This window comes from Falsihalocynthiibacter sp. SS001 (assembly GCF_042445055.1).
Lineage (GTDB): Bacteria > Pseudomonadota > Alphaproteobacteria > Rhodobacterales > Rhodobacteraceae > Falsihalocynthiibacter.
In genome coordinates, this window is sequence record NZ_CP170339.1 from 3,116,279 (window position 1) to 3,134,404 (window position 18,126).

The following is an 18,126-nucleotide window of genomic DNA, read 5'->3' on the forward strand; positions in this document are numbered from 1 at the left end:
TCCTCTGTTCTTGGCTTCTGCCACTTCAATAAAAGTGACTTTCGCCGAACAGCCTTAACAATCGGTTAGTTTTCATCGGTCTATAACGATGTTGTTGAAACTAATCGGTGAACATATGTCGGACGCTACGATCTCGAACGCAGGAATCAATTCCCGAAGGATCTCAAAGAAAGCCCTGTTACTAGGGCTATTTCTCTTCCTTGCGAGCGGTGGAATAGGCTTTGCGGTGGTTCAGCTCGGTATTTTTCCACTCGAGTCCGCCGCAACAAAAGCCACTCATAAAGAGCAGATAGACGAACTACCGCGAATCGCTTTTGTTCCGCTTGACCCACTTATTATTTCGCTCGGGGGTACAGGTAAGTCCAAACATCTTCGCTTTTCCGCCCAGCTCGAAGTTGAGCCCGAATACATTAAAGACGTTGAGAATTTACGACCGAGAATCGTAGATATGCTTAACAGTTATCTTAGGGCTGTTCGGCCCTCCGATCTTGAAGAGCCCACCGCACTCATCATGCTTCGAGCGCAAATGCTTCGGCGCATCAACATTGTTACAGGAGAGGGGCGCGTGCGCGACCTTCTTATCATGGAATTTGTGCTCAACTAGGAGGGGCAGATGGCTCTTATCGCAGATATATTGTTGATTTCTGGTGCGTTGGGCGCGGCGATTTATTGCCTCGTTCTTTCAAAAAGATTGAACAAGTTTAACGATCTAGAAAAGGGCGTGGGAGGCGCAGTAGCACTCATGTCCGCACAGGTCGATGGCATGACCAAGACCCTCGCCCAAGCCCAAAATGCAGCGAAAGAATCGACGGCATCGCTCACGGAGTTAACCCAACGCGCGGAAAAATCTGCGCAGCATCTTGAGCTGCTGGTCGCGTCACTTCACGACATCCCGCAGGAAACCACGCCAAATCAAGCGCCGGCTTCGGAAGCCACCCCATTTCTGCGTCATCGTGAGACAAGAGGGTAGAGCCATGAGTGCAAAACAACCCACCCCCAAGCGTAAACGCCAAACCCGGTATTCGTTGCTTTTGGTCGCGGCTCTGTTTGCCATGTCGGGCCTTCTACGTCTAGGAACGGGAACAGGAGCGGCCATAGCGCGTGAAATCGAAGCGCTAGGGTCGCCCAATACCAATGTAGCTGAACAATCGTGCCTAACGAACGAAGGTTTACCAAATCTGCTCGCTGACCTGAAGGCGAGAGAGGACCGGATCAAGAGTCAGGAACTCTCGATCGCAGAAAAAATGCACACACTTCAGATCGCGGAGGCCAAGTTCAGCAAGAATTTGCAAGAGCTCGTCGCCGCTGAAAATGCGCTCGAACAAACGATCTTGCGGGCCAACTCCGCGTCGGAGGATGATTTATCGCAACTGACCGCGATGTACGAAAACATGAAACCCAAAGAAGCCGCACTGCTCTTTGAAGAAATGGATCCCGATTTCTCCTCAGGTTTTCTGAGCCGCATGAGACCGGATGCGGCGGCGGCTGTCCTTGCCGGTCTGCGCCCTGAAACTGCTTATGCAATCAGCGTCATCCTTGCTGGTCGAAACGCAAACGTACCCAAAGAGGACTCCTAGTATGCTCGGAATAGTCGGAATCGCTCTCATCTTTATTATGGTGTTCGGTGGGTACCTTGCTGCTGGCGGCAAGATGTCCATCATTCTAAAATCGCTCCCTTTTGAAATGATGATGATTGGAGGGGCAGGACTTGGCGCTTTTCTCATTTCGAACAATGTTGCCAGTGCTAAATCCACGCTAAATGACATCGGCAAGGTCTTTAAAGGTGTCAAATGGAAGAACAAAGATTACAGCGATTTGCTTTGCTTGCTATTCGAACTCATTCGGCTTGCACGTCAGAACCCTGTGAATCTTGAAGAGCATATCGAAGCCCCCGAAAACTCATCGATATTCACTCGATATCCTAAGATTCTCGCTGATAAAGAGGCAGTAGCTCTGATTTGTGACACGCTTCGCTCTGCCTCAATGAATTACGACGATCCACACCAAGTTGAGGAAGTCCTTGAGCAGAGAATGGAAACCAACCTGCACGAAGCAATGCACGGAAGTCACGCGCTTCAGTCGCTCGCGGACGGACTCCCCGCGCTCGGGATTGTCGCGGCGGTCCTAGGGGTTATCAAGACTATGGCGTCAATTGATCAACCCCCAGAAGTTCTCGGCAAACTGATCGGCGGCGCGCTGGTTGGCACGTTCTTGGGCGTATTTTTGGCTTACGGGTTAATGGGACCATTCGCAGCAAAGGTGCAATCAGTCGTAGAGGAAGACTCTCATTTCTATGGGCTCATTCGCGTCGTACTGGTTGCGAACCTGCACAACCACGCAACCAACATTTGCATCGAAGTCGGGCGCCAAAATACGCCCAGCCACCACCGCCCAAGCTTCAGCGACTTAGAGGAAGCGCTGAAAACCGTAAAGTCGGAGGCCGCATGAAGCTCCTCGTTTGGCTCTTCCTCTCGATCTTGTTTTCCGTTTCCGCCCGAGCAGAGACGGTTACTGTGCGATCAGGTGAACATCCAGAATTCTCGCGCCTAGTATTTCCCATAACAGAACAGACCGAATGGGTATTAGGCCGCGATGAGCGCGGATATACACTTTGGATAGAAGACCCCAATTTAAGCTGGGATATCTCAGATATTTTCCGCTTGATGCCAAAAGGCAGGCTAAGAGATGTAATCCGACTCGATGAAACCTTTGAGCTACGGTCGGACTGTGCGTGTCACGCAAATGCGTTCACCCTGGATGGCAATAAACTGGTTATCGACATAATCGACGGAAAGCCGCCGCAAAACTCAATATTTGAACAGCCGCTTAGCATCGAAAGCCCCTCGGTCGAAGCCGTAGTCGACGAAACAGCGCAAAGCACAGCGCACACTATGAATGATTTTCCTTTGAGCTTCACCTCAACTCAAACGAAGGAGCTGGCTATGATGGAGCGGCGCTTGGCTGAGAGCATCGGACGTGCCGCCAGTCAGGGACTAATAGAAGTAGAGCCGAAACATCTACCAACTGCAAGCAAACCTACAAATACTATTGAAGGGATAGATCTGGAGGAAAAAAAACTTCCGGACAGAGTTAGTGCGACAACCATAGTTGATCTTGGCGTCAGAGAATTAACCGAAGCTTTGGCCCCAGCTATAAATACAAATTGTACGGCTGATCTTGCCGCCGACATCGCGAGTTGGGGCACCCCAGACGCTATCTTCGATGGGATAGCAGAGGCACGTAGTAAGCTTGCGGGCGAACTAGACTCGCCAGCCGATGGCTCACGGATTCAACTGGCTAAAGCATACCTATATGCAGGGTTCGGAGCCGAGGCGAAGGCTTCGCTCGCGGCAATATCTCCCAAGAATCAAAACACTGAACTACTATTTGCCATCGCTGATATCTTGGATCAGGGTGAGATAGATACACGCGAGGTGCTCTATGCCCAGCTATCCTGTGACACGTACGGTGCGATATGGCATGCGCTCGGCGGCATTGCGGTCAAAGACACCGCGGCGATCAAAAGCGAGTATTTTGCGTTACCCTATCATTTGCGGATCTTACTTGGCCCTCAGTTGATCGAAGCACTAAACCAAGCAAATAAGCGCAACACCGCAGCAGAAATCCGTAACCACTTAGAACGCACACATGACGCCCCAGATGATGAATTCATCCTATCCAACGCGCGCCTGCTTCTCGCCGAAGACCAAAAGCCACAAGCCCTTAGTGATCTAAGCCGCATTTACGAAGGGAACACCCCATCATCCACAATCGCGCTCCTAGAGCTTGCGTCGCAGGAGTTGCAGTCGGGCTCCCCCCTCGCTCCCAAGACAATGACGGCCCTCGAAACACTAGCGTTCGAACAGCGCGGAACCAACATTGACGGAGCGGTGACCAAATTGCTCGTAGACGCTTTCTCACTAGAGCACGAACCCAGAAAGGCCATTCGTGCAATCATTGACGCTAGAGAACGCGAAGCGATATCGCGCGACGAAAATAGAGAGCTATTAAGCAAGACAATTATTAACGCAAATAAGGAGTTAAACGATGCTGATTTTATAAGCTTCGCATATGAAATCGAACCCCTCTTTCAAAGCGAAGATATTTCGCCTCCCGCGCGGCAAAATACTTCTGAGAGGCTGCTAAATAGTGGCCTTCCCCGGTTGGCACAAATAGCGCTAGGCGAAAGCAGTGCGCAAGATGCGTGGTCTGCGACTTTGATTGCGCGCGCAGCTAACATGGAAAACAACTCCGAAGAAGCACTTAAGCTGACCGCCATTTTTCCTCAGAATCGGGCGGCGACTGAAGCTCGCTTAGATGCCGCGTTGAAGTTAGAGGATCACATACTCGCGGAAAGAGAACGTGCACGTCTCGGTGAGAATCCTAAGGAAAACCCGGCACTTTCTTCTTTTCCTGAACCCATAGATCTGGCACTCGCCAATACTGACCGCTCGATCGTGTTACAGCCAACCATCAACAGTGAAAGCCTGTTGGCGGCTAGAAAACTCATTAATAAGAGCCGCGAGTATCGATCAAATGTGGCTGAGTTGCTAAATTCAATGACTGCCCCCAATTAACGCACATCATTACCTTTCCTTAAGACTCTCGATGCTAATTTAAGCCGTACAACAGCTAGAATGGCTTCACATGAATCTAACTATCGGGAATGTTTTTCGACCAACGGTTCTGCTTGCGCTTGCGCTTATGGCGATCATTGTAATGATGATCCTTCCGGTCCCAGCGTGGGTGCTTGATATTGGATTGGCAACATCCTTTGCTCTCGCGATTCTTATGTTTACGGTCACGCTGTTTATCGAACGGCCACTGGATTTCTCAGCCTTTCCGACCGTTCTGCTCGCGTCATTGATGCTGCGCCTTTCACTCAACGTTTCGTCAACGAAACTTATTATCGGTCAAGGCCACACGGGCCCCGGTGCCGCAGGCGATGTCATCCAAGGGTTCGCAAGCTTTGTTATGGGGGGGAGCATTTTTCTGGGCCTCGTTGTTTTCGGGGTGTTGCTCATCGTCAATTTCATTGTGATCACCAAAGGCGCGGGGCGAATGGCGGAAGTTGGTGCCCGCTTTGCTCTGGATGCGATGCCGGGGAAACAGCTAGCCATTGACGCCGACATGTCCGCTGGGGCAATTGACCATACCGAAGCGAAAGCACGCCGTGAGAAAGATCAAGCCGAAATGACTTTCTTTGGGTCACTCGATGGTGCCTCTAAATTCGTCAAAGGTGATGCCGTTGCAGGCCTCCTAATCACTTTACTTAACCTAGTGATGGGGCTGATTATTGGAGTTGTCTTGCACGGCATGCCAATCAGTCAAGCGTTTGAAACTTATTCAATATTAACTGTAGGAGATGGCTTAGTATCTCAAATACCCGCCGTCATCATCTCGATCGCCTCAGCGCTCCTCCTTGCTCGGGGCGGCGCGACCGGATCAACCGACTTGGCTCTCGTGACGCAGTTAGGACGCTACCCTGCCGCGCTCGGCACAGTCGCCGTTCTGATGGCCCTCTTTGCGCTGGTCCCCGGCCTACCGTTTGTTCCGTTTATCGCGGGGGCCACGACCCTCGGACTCTGCGCTTGGTTCGTTCACAAGAAAAACATCTCTCAAGAGGCCACCGCAACGACTTCACTAGAATCCGAGGTTTCAGAGCCGGCGCCGAAACCGCTCGGAGATGTCTTGGACCTCGATGATATACACGTCGAATTCGCACCCGACCTCATCAATCTAATACTCGATCCAGCGACCGGACTGGACGCTCGCATCGAAAGTATGCGTTCGCATGTAGCCACATCCTTTGGACTATTGCTTTCGGAAATTAGGCTTACGGATGAGGCCTCGCTCCCCAAAGGCACCTACATCATCCGAATCCAAGGAGTCGAACAGGCGCGTGATACACTTCAATCGGAGCGCGTGCTCGCATTGATCTCGGGCGACGCCGATCTCTTGCCGCCCGGCGATGACGTAAGCGAACCTGTCTACGGCGCTCCTGCCCGCTGGATTTCATATGAAGATCAAGATCAAGTGGCGATTTCGGGGACCACGGTCGTGAACGCCACCGAAGTGCTTGCCACCCATCTCTTGGAGGTAATCAAAGCCAACTTGCCTCGTCTTCTAACGCTTAAGGCGCTTCGCAAAATTCTCAGCGAACTTACAAAACTATCGGACGAGAAACGAGCTACTGCCAACAAGCAAATGATAGATGAGCTAATACCAGAAAAGGTGCCCGTGGATTTACTGCTCAACGTCATGAGAATGCTGCTCGAGGAACAAGTTTCGGTCCGGAACTTACCCCTAATTCTCGAAGCAATCGCCGAAGCGCGCGGCACATACCCTACGACGGAGGGGGTCTGCGAGCACGTGCGGCAACGGTTGGGCTTCCAACTGGTGGTTGGAATGAAGCGAGATGACGGCACAATTCCCTTGATACAACTCGCGCCTGAATGGGAAGAAGCATTCAATCTACATCAAATTGTCGGAGATCGCGGGCAAGTTGACGTTGCCCTCCCCCCGACTGAATTCAATAAACTTGCAGATGGCGTGGCCGATCGCGTAGCACGCGCGTCTAAAACGGGAACTTACCCTGCGATCGTCACTTCCAGACTCAGAAGACGGTTCATCCGTACAGTTTTGTCCGCCAGGGGCATAAACAACCCCGTGCTCTCTTTCGAAGAGATCGGCACAGACGCAAAACCCTCGCTCGTCGGATTGGTTCCCGCATGATTGAGGCGATGATTGAGCTGGCCGACCCTAGCAAAACGGAAATGGCGACGTTCTTCTTCGTTTTTCTGCGGATTGGGGCGGCCATTGCTCTAATGCCCGTATTTGGGGAACAAACGATACCGTTGCGCGTTCGGCTGGCACTTGCACTAGCGTTTACTGCAATTGTCTTCCCCATCTCTGGCATGAACTTCATCAACGACGGAAGCTCGATTTGGATGTTAGGGGCCGCAGAAGTCGTCAACGGTCTTGCACTTGGAGTTGGCTTTAGACTGCTCGTTTTTTCCCTTCAAATCGCCGGCTCAATCATAGCTCAATCAACTTCGCTTTCCCAAATTCTCGGATCCGCGCAAGCTGAGCCAACGCCCGCCATAGGGCAACTCTTCCTAGTATCTGGTCTTGCGATCGCTGCCATTCTGGGGCTGCACGTGCGAGTAACGCACGCTTTTGTTTTTTCATACGAGATGCTTCCTGGCGGCAATTTTCCATCGCCCAGTGAAATCACGCAGTGGGGTGTCGCGAATGTCGCGCGCGCATTCTCGCTCGCTTTTTCTCTTGCGGCTCCGTTCGTGATTGCCTCCTTCATCTATAATGTGGCCTTGGGCGTCATTAACCGCGCGATGCCGCAATTGATGGTCGCCATGGTCGGCGCGCCAGCAATTACACTCGGAAGCCTCGCGCTCATGTTGGTGGTCGCACCCTTCATCATTTCGATTTGGTGGAACGCTTTTGAGCTCTATCTTGCCAACCCGTTTGACGCGCACTGATGAGTGAAGACGACAGCGACAAGCAACACGAGCCAACGCAGAAAAAGCTCGATGATGCCAGAAAGAAAGGGGAAATACCCCGCTCGACGGACCTGCTGACCGCTGCTTCCTACAGTGGGTTTCTCATTACTGCCTTTACGATCGGCGGATCCAGCCTGAGGCAAGCGGGGCAAGACCTATCGGGCATGATTTCCCGCGCTGACCAAGTTGCCCCGCTCTTGTTTGAAGCAAACGGATCAGAACTCTTGAACGCCCCATTCCTCTCACTCTTGGGTACAGTTGCGTTCTGGTTCGGCCTTCCCGCTCTCATGGTGACCCTAACCGTTCTCGCTCAAAGAAGCTTCGTAGTAGCCCCCGAAAAGTTAGCGCCAAAGCTATCGCGTATTTCACCGCTGTCAAATGCTCAGAACAAGTTTGGAAGGTCCGGATTGTTTGAATTTGGGAAGAGTTTTCTAAAGCTCGCGATCTTTTCAATCGTTCTAGGAGCTGTGGTTCTTGGCAATATGGAAGAAATCATAGCTACCGTCTATTTATCGCCACAGGTCGCGATGAAGCTGTTGTTTACGCTCTTCATCAAGTTTTTATTCATAGTTCTAATTGTCTCTGTGGTTATCGGTGCCGCGGATTTCCTATTTCAGCATCAGGAACACATGCGCAAAAATCGGATGTCGCACAAGGAGATGACGGACGAGCATAAGAGCAGCGAAGGCGATCCACACATAAAACAGCAACGCCGCCAAAAAGGTTACGAGATCGCGATGACCCAAATGATGGGAAGCGTGCCAGAGGCGGACGTTATCATAGTTAACCCGACCCATTACGCAGTCGCACTTAAATGGGATCGGACATCTGGCGCTGCGCCGATCTGTGTCGCAAAAGGTGTCGACGAGATTGCCGCCGCCATTCGTGAAATAGCGATGCAGAACGGCGTACCAATCCATAGCGACCCGCCAACCGCTCGCGCTATCTATGCAACCGTCGAAATTGACGCTGAAATTCAACGTTCCCATTATCAAGCCGTTGCTGCGGCCATCAGGTTCGCTGAAAAAATTCGCCAGAAATCCCGTACACTAAGAGGCTAGCGTGGACGAGCGTCTAGAAAAAATTCAATCCATTGCAGGGATGACACAAGACTTAGAGTTGGCGAAATTGCGTGCAATATCGGGCGAACTCGAGCAGGTCGAAAAACACATCGCGGATCTTCGATCCCAAACCAAGCAACAGGGCGTAGAACTGGAAATCCAAGATATTGGTACTTATACAAAATGGATTCAGTGGACGAACCAAAAGGCTGTTGAACTCAATCAAGAGCGCGCTCGGAAACGGGTCGAGTTTGAGCAACAAAAAAGCATTGTTCAAAAAGCGACGGGTCGCAAAAATGTGCTCCATAAACTTGTTGCGCAGGAACGTAAAAGGCGGAAATAAATTCGTTTGTGCTTTGGCCAAAAGTAGTTTCTGTCGCTCTGAGATTGAAATTCGTCTGCCATTGATTTAAGTCGCTACTGAACACGATCAGGATCTACGAACAAAGCGGCCACCTAGAACCCGCTTCGCATAACCACGCGCACCACCCTCCAGCAATTCGCAGAAAGGCATACCTTAATGACCGACAAAAAACGCCCCGACATATTGTATACCATTGTAGACGAAGCTCCCCAGCTAGCCAGCGCCTCTTTGCTCCCCATCATTCGCTCCTTTGCTTCCGCCGTGGATGTCACCGTCGGTACCAAGGATATCTCACTCGCGGGTCGTATTCTCGCAACTGTTCCAGAGTATCTCACTCCTGAACAGCGCCAGTCGGATGACCTCGCCGAATTGGGGCAACTGGTAAAAACACCAGAAGCAAATGTCATTAAGCTTCCCAATATTTCTGCATCTATTCCGCAACTTACCGCCGCAATCTCAGAATTGCAGGCTCAAGGTTATGCAGTTCCTGATTATCCCGAAAACCCTCAAACCGATGAAGAGAAAAACCTTCAGGCACGATATGACGCGATTAAAGGCAGCGCGGTGAACCCTGTGCTACGCGAGGGCAATTCGGACCGCCGCTCCGCTAAAGCAGTTAAGAACTATGCGATGAAAAACCCGCACTCGATGGGTGAATGGGTGTCAACATCCAAGACGCACGTCGCTTCAATGCCGGGAAATGACTTCTTCGCGAACGAGAAATCCGCAACGATCACAGCGGCACAAACTGGCGCGGCCAAGATCGAATTTGTCGATGAAACGGGTGAAGTTTCCGTTCTGAAAGACGGCCTTGATCTCGCCGAGGGCACAGTCGTCGACGCAACCTTCATGAGCGCCGCTGCCCTTCGCGCGTTCATCAAATCCGAAATCGCAGACGCCGCAAAGCAGGGCGTATTGTTCTCTGTGCATCTTAAAGCGACAATGATGAAGGTGTCCGACCCGATCATTTTCGGACATTTCGTCTCGGTATATCTCGAAGATGTTTTTGCCAAACACGGTACCACACTGGCGGACCTCGGCGTGAACCCCAATCAGGGCATTGGTGCCCTTCTGTCCAAAATTGACGAACTCCCCGCGGACGAGAAGCTTAAAATCTCTAGTGACATCAATGCTGCGCTCGCCGAAAAACCACCGCTTTATATGGTGGATTCCGACAAAGGTATTACGAACCTGCACGTATCGTCGGATGTCATCATCGACGCCTCGATGCCAGCGGTCATTCGCGCTGGCGGCAAAGGCTGGGGCCCGGACGGGCAGCCATCGGATACCAAATGCGTCATTCCTGACAACTGTTATGCTGGTATCTATGACGAAACGATTAATTACTTTAAAGAAACTGGCGCGCTTGATCCTACAACCTCAGGCTCCGTTTCTAATGTTGGGCTGATGGCGCAAAAAGCCGAAGAATACGGCTCGCACCCGACAACTTTTGAAGCGCCCGCAAACGGTACGATCCGATATGTATTGGCAAATGGTGAGACGCTTCATCAGCATACTGTAGAAAAGGGCGACATCTGGCGTTCATCGACTGTTAAGGCCGCTCCGATCGAAGATTGGGTGAAGCTTGGAATTAGCCGTCAAAAGGCTACAGGCGCGGCTGCAATTTTCTGGCTGGATGAGAACCGTGCCCATGACGCTCAGCTCATCAAGATCGTAAAAGAAATTCTGAGCGCAGAGAACGCAGATGACCTTGGCATTGAAATTATGTCGCCTCGCGATGCGACGCGTCGCAGCCTGGAGATCATTCGCGAAGGAAAAGACGCGATTTCTATTACTGGTAACGTGTTGCGTGATTATCTCACCGATCTGTTCCCGATCTTGGAATTGGGCACATCTGCCAAAATGCTCTCGATCGTGAAGCTCATGAACGGCGGCGGATTGTTCGAAACTGGTGCCGGCGGTTCTGCGCCAAAGCACGTTCAGCAATTGATGTCAGAAGGACACCTTCGCTGGGATTCACTTGGCGAGTTCTGCGCATTGGGTGAATCTCTAGCGTTCCTAGCCGACACAAAAGGTGATGCGAGAGTTGCAATCCTTGGACGTGCTGTCGAAGAAGCAACTGAGAAGTTGTTGGACGCAGGCAAGTCACCGCAACGCAAAGTGGGGCAGCTTGATAACCGCGACAGCCACTACTTCTTTGCTCTATACTGGGCCGAAGCTCTTGCCGCTCAAACAGAAGATGCCGCGCTTGCCGCACACTTTGCGCCGATCGCCGAGAAACTTGCGGCGAACCAAGATGCGATACTTGCGGAACTTGCTTCTACGCAGGGTAAATCTGTTGAGCTTGGTGGCTACTTCCACGGCGATTTTGACAAAACCGCTGCGGTCATGCGCCCAAGCGCGACCCTCAATGCCATTATTGGGTAACGGTTGAATAATTGTGGGCGCCAATATCTGTTGGCGCCCCTAGCCTGCCACGTCCTGCCGAACGACATCTGAAATCAGAACGTCGGTTACGGCGTTACCTAGTTCCGTCTTTGCAACCTCGAGCAGCAAATTCTGCAAGATCACCAGATTATTACTGCTGGTAAAGACACCACCGAACCCGCCAGCGTTCGCATGATCAAACAGAACCAGTAGGAATGCATTTCGCAGCTTAGGCTCAAAAGCCAGAACCTTTTCGCGATATCCTTCAACGACTTCTAAGTTCAAAACCATCACGACCAATGCACCAACTTGGCCGTCATTGATGGTCGGTACGACAAACTGATTGCTTAGCTTCACATACTCCAAAGACTCGTCCAAATTCGCACTACGCGGCTCAGCAATGTCGCCAACTATCTCGTCACTTGTAGGCGTACAGGTATCATTCTCGGCGGCCAGCTCTCGAAGGGTTAGTCCTCCCGCGATGCCGCCTCCGACTCCGAGAACTGTAAGGACAAGAAACAAGATAATTTTCATCCAATCCCCCTAGAACGGCAAAATGATGTCGTTAATCTGCTGACCGTAGGCTGGCTGTAGCACCTGAGTGATTTGCCCCCTCCCACCATAGGAAATTCGCGCGGAGGCGATTTTGTCATAGGTGATCTGGTTTTGGCGGGAGATGTCTTCTGGTCGAACATAGCCCGAGACGAGCAACTCGCGAATTTCGAAGTTTACGCGCACCTCTTGTGATCCCTCGATTGCAAACACGCCGTTTTGCAGCACATCAACGACCGTCGCGGCGACCCGTAGCGTCAGTTTCTCGTTCCTGCGCACAGAACCATTTCCCGAGTGACTCGTCGCCGAATTGGTCTCTACCGCGTCAGCCATATTAGCGCCAATTGGCAATTTTTCGTTAGCGCGCTGGGGTAAGCCAAAGAAAGAAGGGATACCCATCGAGGTCTTGCCTGTGCGTTTTCGGGAGGTCGTATTCGATATCTCAGCCTTCTCATCTATTTCGATTACAACCGTTAGAATATCTCCACGTCTTAAAGCGCGTCGATCCCCCAGCAATGACTGTCGCTCCGCACTCCAAAGTGAAGCTGCATCTCGCCGTTGTGTAGGCGTCAGTTGCGCAGGAAATCCCGGCGACATCATTGAAGAATACTCAAGAGATCCCCTTGTCTCGGTAAATTCTGGAGCCTTCCCAACATCACCAAGAGACTGGCAACCCGCTAGAAACAAGACGTATAGGAAACTTAGAATTCTATGCATATTGGCCTCTATTGCTATTGAACTAAAATCGAACCATCCGCCTGAACGACCCCTGAAACGGTCGTGCGAGAGGCAAGGTTCATGAAACGCAAAACATCATTCGCGCCGCCGCGTCCAAGCGACCGCGCCTCGACCGAAATATTCAAACCACCATCAATATACGTAAGGGTAACGATTTGATTTCTCTCGACCATTGCAGGAGATCCAACTTCCGCACGGCGAATAGGACGTCCAGCGTAAATAGTTGTGCGCGCCTCCAGGCCGATCACATCTGTGGGGGTCTGGAACGTGCCAGGAATAGTGTCTGTACTAACCGTAAAATCGTCAGACGTGATGACTGTGCGGCTCGGGATTGTTCGTGCCGCAAGCATGGTGTCCGCATGGGCCTCAGCCAACACAAGAACACAAACTATGAAGTATACTAGCGCCCTCATCGGATCTGCGTTGTTGCGCCGAGCATTTGATCTGCTGCGGTTAACACCTTGGCGTTCAACTCGTATCCACGCTGTGCTTCGATTAGCTCCGTGACCTCGCGCACTGCATCAACGGAAGAACTCTCTAGATAGCCCTGACGCAAGGTTCCAAGGCCATTTTCACCTGGCGTGCTCACATTCGGTCCGCCAGAAGCAGATGACTCTAGAAACAGATTTGACCCGATTGCCTCAAGCCCCTTGGAATTCGAAAACCCGACCACCGTAAACTGCCCGAGCAACTCCGCCTCAACCCGATCAGAGAAGTAGGCGTAGACTTCGCCCTCAGCATTGATCGAGATACTCCGCGCATCAGCCGGAATAGTTATTTCTGGCGCAACCGCATAGCCGTCAGAAGTTACTACAAGACCATCTGCCGACCGCTGAAGCCCACCGTCCCGCGTATAGGCGGACTGACCTGACGGTAGTGTCACCTCCAAATAACCGTCACCGTCAATTGCAAGGTCCAAGTCTCCTCCCGTTTCAGAGAGGCTACCTTGTGCAAGCTCAACGGTTATAGATGACGGACGAACACCCAAGCCTAGCTGCACACCAGTTGGCAAAATCGTGCCATCCGAAGCGTTAATTGTGCCAGCGCGAGTTTGCTGCTGGTAATGCAAGTCGGCAAACTCGGCACGGCGAGCGTTATAGCCCGTTGTGTTCATATTCGCGAGATTGTTGGAAATCGTTTCAACCCGCATCTGTTGAGCGGCCATCCCCGTCGCGGCAATTGCTAGCGCACGCATGAATTGTCCTTTCCTATTAACCCAAAACTCGAAGGACCGAACGAATGCGCTCATCCTCTTTTTCTAAGAAACCCTGACCTTGCTCGTAAGCTCGCTGCACTTCGATCAATCGCGACACCTCGGCAACGGGGTTTACGTTTGAATCCTCGACATAACCTTGAAGAATGGTCTGGTTTTCAACAGGTTGCACCTCACCATTTACCGAGAACCGAACACCATCTTCGCGCCGCATTGCATGCGTTTCGCGCGGCACGAATAAACCGATTTGTGCAAGCGGGTCGCCATTCGCGCTCAGGGTTCCGTCCGCCGAAATCTGGAAATCGCTCACGTCAGGCGGAACAAAGATCGGTGTTCCGCCAACATCTAACAGACGCATTCCATCGTGCGAAACAAGGTCGCCATTGGCATTTGGCGTAAACGTTCCCGCTCGGGTCAGGCGCTCCCCTTCTGGGGTCTCCAGCATAAAGAAGCCGTCGCCTTCAATCGCCAGATCGAACGCTCCTCCAGTTTGAGTTAGGGCGCCCTGTGTTAAGCTCGTATTCGCGACCGCCGCAGTCGCCATCGACAAACTCGGGTCATCACGGCCCAGCGCATCGACGTGCTCAGCAAATATGACACCCTCTTTGCGAAATCCGGTTGTCGCCATATTCGCAAGGTTATTGGCCACCGATTGCATTTCTCGCATGAGGCCAGATTGCCTTGTTAGCGTCGTATATCCCGCGTTATCCATACTCAAACTCCTGCTACTAAGGGAACGATCGTGACCTTAAAGAATGAAACCAGCGTCTCTGTCATGAAGCCCATGGTGATCCAAAACACGATCAGAATGACCGCGAGCTTTGGCACGAATGTCAGTGTCATTTCCTGCACTGACGTAAGAGCCTGAAAGAGCCCGACAACGACGCCAGCCACCAATGCAACCGTTAAGATCGGCGTCGAGATGATGACCGACACCCACAAACCTTGACGCAAAGTGTCATAAAAAATGACCTCATCCACGCGTTACACCGGCATCCGTAGAATCTCTAGATAGGCTTCCACGACTTTGTCGCGCACAGCTACTGCGGTCTCTACGGCGAGCTCGGTTTGAGCCAACGCCTGAACCAGAGAATTAGGGTCCGCGCCACTCGTCATTGCCGCCAGCGCTTGTTGCTCTCCATTCGCGAGCGTCGTCGCAAAATCTTGCGCAACCTTGGCAAAAGCCTCGCCGCCCTCGGGTTTAGGGGCGGTGGCGGGACGCGTGGCGGCATAATTCTGAGCCGCTAAGGAAGATCTAATATCCATTCTGGATTCCCTCTATTTACGTAAGAGCTCAAGCAACGCAGAAGACATCTGCCGCGCCTGATCGAACATTTTCAAGTTGGCCTCGTAGCTTCGCTGCGCTTCGCGCGCGTCGGCGATTTCGACGACCAAATCGACGTTTGAGCCTTGGATATGGCCCGTTTCATCGGCCAATGGGTGCGAAGGATCATAAACTCTATTCAGTTCCGACCGATCCAATTTGACGTCACCCGCGCGCACTTCTCCCGTGCGGTTACCGCCCTGCAAGACCGCTTCGAACGAGGCAGTCTTACGGTGGTAACCTGGGGTATCTGTGTTCGCGATATTCTCAGAAACATGGCGCAATCGCGTGGATTGTGCCTGCATTCCGCTCGCTGAAAGAGCCAGCGTTTTCATTAGATCACTCATATGCCCTGCCTTTCTAGCGGATGCTCGTTCGCAAAATGTTCAGCGAAGATTTGTAGATGGAAATTGCGGTATCAAACTGATGTCGCGTTTCCGCAGCGCGCATTAACTCGGTCTCCAACGAAACAGAGTTCCCGTTCGGGGAAAGTGCTCCACGCGTGCCGTCCATAATCAAAGTGGCGGCATAATGCGCCTCACCTGCGCTCAAATGACTAGCGCGGGTTGCTCGCAATGGTGACGAACCCTGATCCCGAAAAGTTTCAGAGAACTCCGCAACATCACGGGCCTTGAACCCAGGTGTGTCTGCGTTCGCTATGTTCTGTGCAATCGTCGCGTGGCGCGTGCTTGCGTGCGATGTCATGGCTTGCGACATGCGCATTATGTTCAGTTTTTCAAACATCGGGGCTTCTCCCTCGACCGGCTTCAACTAACTCTTAACGGTGATTCCTTTAGAAAGGGTTAGTGATCAAAAAGGGAACAAAATGCAGTCTTCAGATTTCAGTGCGCTCGCGGCGGCGATCGGCAGAACACAAGTTGCGTTCGATATTGGACGCGTGACGAGTATCAATCAAAATACGCTTAGTATTAAGGGGTTATCGAAGCGCGCCAGTATAGGAGATCAGGTCGAAATCACGCGGCTTAGCGGTGAAAGCATTGGTGGAGAAATACTGAACATTGCGCCCGACTCAGTTTCTGTTTTGCCAGACGGAGATGTCGAAGGAATCGTTCTTGGAGCACAGGCTAAACTCATTGGGCCAAATGTCTTGTTCCCTTCCGACCAATGGGTTGGCCGCGTAATTGATCCTGCGGGAAATGCGCTTGATGGCAAGACGCTTAACAAGGGAGCCATCGCGCGCCCACTCCGCTCGGCACCTCCCAAACCGGCGGGAAGGCGCGCGATGGGGGAACGTCTGGAAACTGGTTTGGCCGTATTCAACACTCTGCTCCCAATTGCAAAAGGGCAACGGATCGGCTTGTTCTCTGGGTCGGGTGTCGGGAAATCCACACTGCTGTCCAATCTTTCGCAGGGGGTACAAGCAGATATTGTGGTCGTCGCTCTGATCGGAGAGCGCGGACGTGAAGTGCGCGAATTCGTAGAAAATGTACTCGGCCCCGAAGGAATGAAGCGAGCGATTGTCGTCGCCGCCACGTCCGATCAATCCCCACTTATTAGACGCAGGTGCGCATTCTCTGCGATGGCGATCGCCGAACATTTTCGCGACCAAGGATTACACGTTTTGCTGCTTGCCGATTCAATCACTCGTTTCGCAGAAGCACATAGAGAAGTTGCCCTACCTTCAGGAGAAGAAGCGAGCCTGAAGGGTTTTCCGCCATCTACTTCATCTTCGATCATGGCGCTATGTGAACGAGCGGGTCCGGGCGCGGGGATGTCGGGAGATATTACTGCTGTATTCACAGTGTTGGTCGCTGGATCGGATATGGAAGAGCCCATCGCAGACATATTGCGCGGAGTTTTGGACGGGCACGTTGTATTGGACCGTTCGATAGCGGAGCGCGGACGTTTCCCGGCAATTGATCTCCTTCAATCCGTATCGCGCAGCTTACCAGCCATCGCTTCAGAAGTTGAAAACCAGTGTATTCGTGATGCTCGGCAGTTGCTTGGCACTTACGATAAGGCAGAAATGATGATTCAAGCGGGTCTCTATTCGCACGGAACAGATTCACAAATTGATGCAGCGATTGAAGCTTGGCCACTACTTGATGAATTTATTACGCTTCGCGAAGGCAATAATATCAATCAAAGCTTTGAGAAACTTGCTCAGTGCCTAACGTTCAAAGAAGCTGATCCCTCGACCAACCATTAGAATGGGGAGGGCAATCGGGCACTTTGCAAGAGCGTTAGAGCCGCTTGGCCCGATTGAACATTTGTGTTCATGGCTTGGAGCTGCGAACGTATCATATACTGCTTGATAAGTTCTTCTTGCGTCTCTTCAGAAACAAATATCGACGGATCGCTTGATCCGAATTGCCGTTCAGCTTTCTCTTGGTAGACTTCAAGTTGGCGATCCAAGTCCAAGGCAGCAAAAGAACTGGGAAGATTAAACACTGTATCAAACACCTGACGAAGTGGAGGATTGCCCATAATTGTAAACCACTTGCTATTCTCGCTTATCTCACTTCCCGATATTGTGGGCATCTCTCGCTTTACCGTTAGCGCAAGGCGCATATCGTCATCCGCATCACCTACCGCGACTTCAAATTGGCGCCCCATGTAGGCCGTCGCAATGCGATCACCAAAGTTTGAAATAGCGGAGTTAGGCACGCCCATATCAAAGCCAAACGCCTTCGCCATTTCTAGATAACGTTTATCTGATAATCGGTGAGCGAAAGCTTCGTCATCAAGCGAGCCTTCTGACAGTACTTTCTCAACGAAAGCTTTGTTCGGCAAATCCGCTTCGAGACCAAACGCGCCGAGCGCAACTTTTAGCACTGTGCGGTCATTTACGAGATCATGGGCAGTTGCGATCTCTCCGATGTTGTCCTTGAAATAAGCAACTTCCCTTCCGATGAGAGGTGATGAATCGTGCATTTCCTGCTGCGTTTCCTTGGTCCGCTCCAGAAAGGTCCATCCCGCATATCCCCCCATCGGTAAAATCGCTT

General features: G+C 51.8%; 21 protein-coding genes. 11 read left to right on the forward strand and 10 right to left on the reverse strand.

What is annotated here, in order from left to right:
• Positions 1–115: 115 nt before the first annotated feature.
• From fliL to ACFE33_RS15045, 10 genes are all read left to right on the forward strand, one after another.
• Positions 116–604, forward strand: coding sequence for a flagellar basal body-associated protein FliL (gene fliL, locus ACFE33_RS15000; RefSeq protein WP_380055121.1), 489 nt, complete (start codon positions 116–118; stop codon positions 602–604).
• Between the two features lie 9 nt (positions 605–613).
• Complete coding sequence (locus ACFE33_RS15005; protein WP_380055124.1) at positions 614–970, forward strand: hypothetical protein; 357 nt, start codon at positions 614–616, stop codon at positions 968–970.
• A gap of 4 nt (positions 971–974) precedes the next feature.
• Positions 975–1,577: a MotE family protein gene (locus ACFE33_RS15010; RefSeq protein WP_380055126.1), complete on the forward strand. Its 603-nt coding sequence runs from the start codon at positions 975–977 to the stop codon at positions 1,575–1,577.
• 1 nt (position 1,578) lies between these two features.
• Entirely contained in the window at positions 1,579–2,448 is an 870-nt protein-coding gene (motA, locus tag ACFE33_RS15015) for a flagellar motor stator protein MotA (RefSeq protein WP_380055128.1), read from the forward strand.
• A 65-nt stretch (positions 2,449–2,513) separates the two neighbouring features.
• Positions 2,514–4,577, forward strand: a complete 2,064-nt coding sequence (locus tag ACFE33_RS15020; RefSeq protein WP_380055130.1) for a hypothetical protein — start codon at positions 2,514–2,516, stop codon at positions 4,575–4,577.
• Between the two features lie 70 nt (positions 4,578–4,647).
• A complete protein-coding gene (gene flhA, locus ACFE33_RS15025; protein WP_380055133.1) occupies positions 4,648–6,735 on the forward strand; it encodes a flagellar biosynthesis protein FlhA in 2,088 nt (695 codons plus the stop codon).
• A complete protein-coding gene (locus ACFE33_RS15030) occupies positions 6,732–7,499 on the forward strand; it encodes a flagellar biosynthetic protein FliR (RefSeq protein WP_380055135.1) in 768 nt (255 codons plus the stop codon). The genes flhA and ACFE33_RS15030 overlap by 4 nt, the downstream gene beginning before the upstream one ends.
• On the forward strand, positions 7,499–8,581 hold the full coding sequence (locus ACFE33_RS15035; RefSeq protein ID WP_380055138.1) for a flagellar biosynthesis protein FlhB: 1,083 nt from the start codon (positions 7,499–7,501) through the stop codon (positions 8,579–8,581). The genes ACFE33_RS15030 and ACFE33_RS15035 overlap by 1 nt, the downstream gene beginning before the upstream one ends.
• Position 8,582: 1 nt before the next feature.
• The gene (locus ACFE33_RS15040) at positions 8,583–8,924 is read left to right on the forward strand and encodes a hypothetical protein (protein WP_380055140.1); all 342 of its coding nucleotides are present in this window, start codon (positions 8,583–8,585) and stop codon (positions 8,922–8,924) included.
• Between the two features lie 177 nt (positions 8,925–9,101).
• Positions 9,102–11,333, forward strand: a complete 2,232-nt coding sequence (locus tag ACFE33_RS15045; RefSeq protein ID WP_380055143.1) for an NADP-dependent isocitrate dehydrogenase — start codon at positions 9,102–9,104, stop codon at positions 11,331–11,333.
• Between the two features lie 39 nt (positions 11,334–11,372).
• On the opposite strand, the gene ACFE33_RS15050 is transcribed toward ACFE33_RS15045, so the two are convergent.
• The 9 genes from ACFE33_RS15050 to ACFE33_RS15090 are packed head-to-tail and all read right to left on the reverse strand — an operon-like array spanning position 11,373 to position 15,904.
• Complete coding sequence (locus ACFE33_RS15050; protein WP_380055146.1) at positions 11,373–11,867, reverse strand: flagellar basal body-associated protein FliL; 495 nt, start codon at positions 11,865–11,867, stop codon at positions 11,373–11,375.
• Between the two features lie 9 nt (positions 11,868–11,876).
• Positions 11,877–12,602 carry a flagellar basal body L-ring protein FlgH gene (gene flgH, locus ACFE33_RS15055; RefSeq protein ID WP_380055149.1) on the reverse strand — a complete coding sequence of 242 codons (726 nt, stop codon included), beginning with the start codon at positions 12,600–12,602 and terminating at the stop codon, positions 11,877–11,879.
• Positions 12,603–12,616: 14 nt separating this feature from the next.
• Positions 12,617–13,036: a flagellar basal body P-ring formation chaperone FlgA gene (gene flgA / locus ACFE33_RS15060; protein WP_380055161.1), complete on the reverse strand. Its 420-nt coding sequence runs from the start codon at positions 13,034–13,036 to the stop codon at positions 12,617–12,619.
• Complete coding sequence (flgG, locus tag ACFE33_RS15065) at positions 13,033–13,818, reverse strand: flagellar basal-body rod protein FlgG (RefSeq protein ID WP_380055164.1); 786 nt, start codon at positions 13,816–13,818, stop codon at positions 13,033–13,035. Before flgG ends, flgA begins: the two co-directional genes overlap by 4 nt.
• Before the next feature lie 16 nt (positions 13,819–13,834).
• Entirely contained in the window at positions 13,835–14,548 is a 714-nt protein-coding gene (locus ACFE33_RS15070) for a flagellar hook-basal body complex protein (protein WP_380055167.1), read from the reverse strand.
• 2 nt (positions 14,549–14,550) lie between these two features.
• Positions 14,551–14,817, reverse strand: coding sequence for a flagellar biosynthetic protein FliQ (locus ACFE33_RS15075; RefSeq protein WP_380055170.1), 267 nt, complete (start codon positions 14,815–14,817; stop codon positions 14,551–14,553).
• Between the two features lie 3 nt (positions 14,818–14,820).
• Positions 14,821–15,102 (reverse strand): flagellar hook-basal body complex protein FliE, encoded by a 282-nt coding sequence (fliE, locus tag ACFE33_RS15080; protein WP_380055172.1) that lies wholly within the window; start codon positions 15,100–15,102, stop codon positions 14,821–14,823.
• Positions 15,103–15,114: 12 nt separating this feature from the next.
• Positions 15,115–15,507 carry a flagellar basal body rod protein FlgC gene (flgC, locus tag ACFE33_RS15085; RefSeq protein ID WP_380055175.1) on the reverse strand — a complete coding sequence of 131 codons (393 nt, stop codon included), beginning with the start codon at positions 15,505–15,507 and terminating at the stop codon, positions 15,115–15,117.
• A 13-nt stretch (positions 15,508–15,520) separates the two neighbouring features.
• Positions 15,521–15,904, reverse strand: a complete 384-nt coding sequence (locus ACFE33_RS15090) for a FlgB family protein (RefSeq protein WP_380055178.1) — start codon at positions 15,902–15,904, stop codon at positions 15,521–15,523.
• 82 nt (positions 15,905–15,986) lie between these two features.
• On the opposite strand from ACFE33_RS15090, the gene ACFE33_RS15095 reads away from it, so the two are divergent.
• A complete protein-coding gene (locus tag ACFE33_RS15095; protein ID WP_380055181.1) occupies positions 15,987–17,330 on the forward strand; it encodes a FliI/YscN family ATPase in 1,344 nt (447 codons plus the stop codon).
• Here the strand turns inward: ACFE33_RS15095 and ACFE33_RS15100 are convergent.
• Entirely contained in the window at positions 17,327–18,055 is a 729-nt protein-coding gene (locus tag ACFE33_RS15100; RefSeq protein WP_380055183.1) for a DUF1217 domain-containing protein, read from the reverse strand. The two genes, ACFE33_RS15095 and ACFE33_RS15100, sit on opposite strands and share 4 nt — an antisense overlap.
• Positions 18,056–18,126 lie beyond the last annotated feature (71 nt).

What these genes read in the sequence shown, in the direction of transcription:
- fliL (WP_380055121.1), top strand. Translation starts at nt 116, where the DNA reads ATGTCGGACGCTACGATCTCGAACGCAGGAATCAATTCCCGAAGGATC.
- ACFE33_RS15005 (WP_380055124.1), top strand. Translation starts at nt 614, where the DNA reads ATGGCTCTTATCGCAGATATATTGTTGATTTCTGGTGCGTTGGGCGCG.
- ACFE33_RS15010 (WP_380055126.1), top strand. Translation starts at nt 975, where the DNA reads ATGAGTGCAAAACAACCCACCCCCAAGCGTAAACGCCAAACCCGGTAT.
- motA (WP_380055128.1), top strand. Translation starts at nt 1,579, where the DNA reads ATGCTCGGAATAGTCGGAATCGCTCTCATCTTTATTATGGTGTTCGGT.
- flhA (WP_380055133.1), top strand. Translation starts at nt 4,648, where the DNA reads ATGAATCTAACTATCGGGAATGTTTTTCGACCAACGGTTCTGCTTGCG.
- ACFE33_RS15030 (WP_380055135.1), top strand. Translation starts at nt 6,732, where the DNA reads ATGATTGAGGCGATGATTGAGCTGGCCGACCCTAGCAAAACGGAAATG.
- ACFE33_RS15035 (WP_380055138.1), top strand. Translation starts at nt 7,499, where the DNA reads ATGAGTGAAGACGACAGCGACAAGCAACACGAGCCAACGCAGAAAAAG.
- ACFE33_RS15045 (WP_380055143.1), top strand. Translation starts at nt 9,102, where the DNA reads ATGACCGACAAAAAACGCCCCGACATATTGTATACCATTGTAGACGAA.
- ACFE33_RS15050 (WP_380055146.1), bottom strand. Translation starts at nt 11,867, where the DNA reads ATGAAAATTATCTTGTTTCTTGTCCTTACAGTTCTCGGAGTCGGAGGC.
- flgH (WP_380055149.1), bottom strand. Translation starts at nt 12,602, where the DNA reads ATGCATAGAATTCTAAGTTTCCTATACGTCTTGTTTCTAGCGGGTTGC.
- flgA (WP_380055161.1), bottom strand. Translation starts at nt 13,036, where the DNA reads ATGAGGGCGCTAGTATACTTCATAGTTTGTGTTCTTGTGTTGGCTGAG.
- flgG (WP_380055164.1), bottom strand. Translation starts at nt 13,818, where the DNA reads ATGCGTGCGCTAGCAATTGCCGCGACGGGGATGGCCGCTCAACAGATG.
- ACFE33_RS15070 (WP_380055167.1), bottom strand. Translation starts at nt 14,548, where the DNA reads ATGGATAACGCGGGATATACGACGCTAACAAGGCAATCTGGCCTCATG.
- fliE (WP_380055172.1), bottom strand. Translation starts at nt 15,102, where the DNA reads ATGGATATTAGATCTTCCTTAGCGGCTCAGAATTATGCCGCCACGCGT.
- flgC (WP_380055175.1), bottom strand. Translation starts at nt 15,507, where the DNA reads ATGAGTGATCTAATGAAAACGCTGGCTCTTTCAGCGAGCGGAATGCAG.
- ACFE33_RS15090 (WP_380055178.1), bottom strand. Translation starts at nt 15,904, where the DNA reads ATGTTTGAAAAACTGAACATAATGCGCATGTCGCAAGCCATGACATCG.
- ACFE33_RS15095 (WP_380055181.1), top strand. Translation starts at nt 15,987, where the DNA reads ATGCAGTCTTCAGATTTCAGTGCGCTCGCGGCGGCGATCGGCAGAACA.
- ACFE33_RS15100 (WP_380055183.1), bottom strand. Translation starts at nt 18,055, where the DNA reads ATGCACGATTCATCACCTCTCATCGGAAGGGAAGTTGCTTATTTCAAG.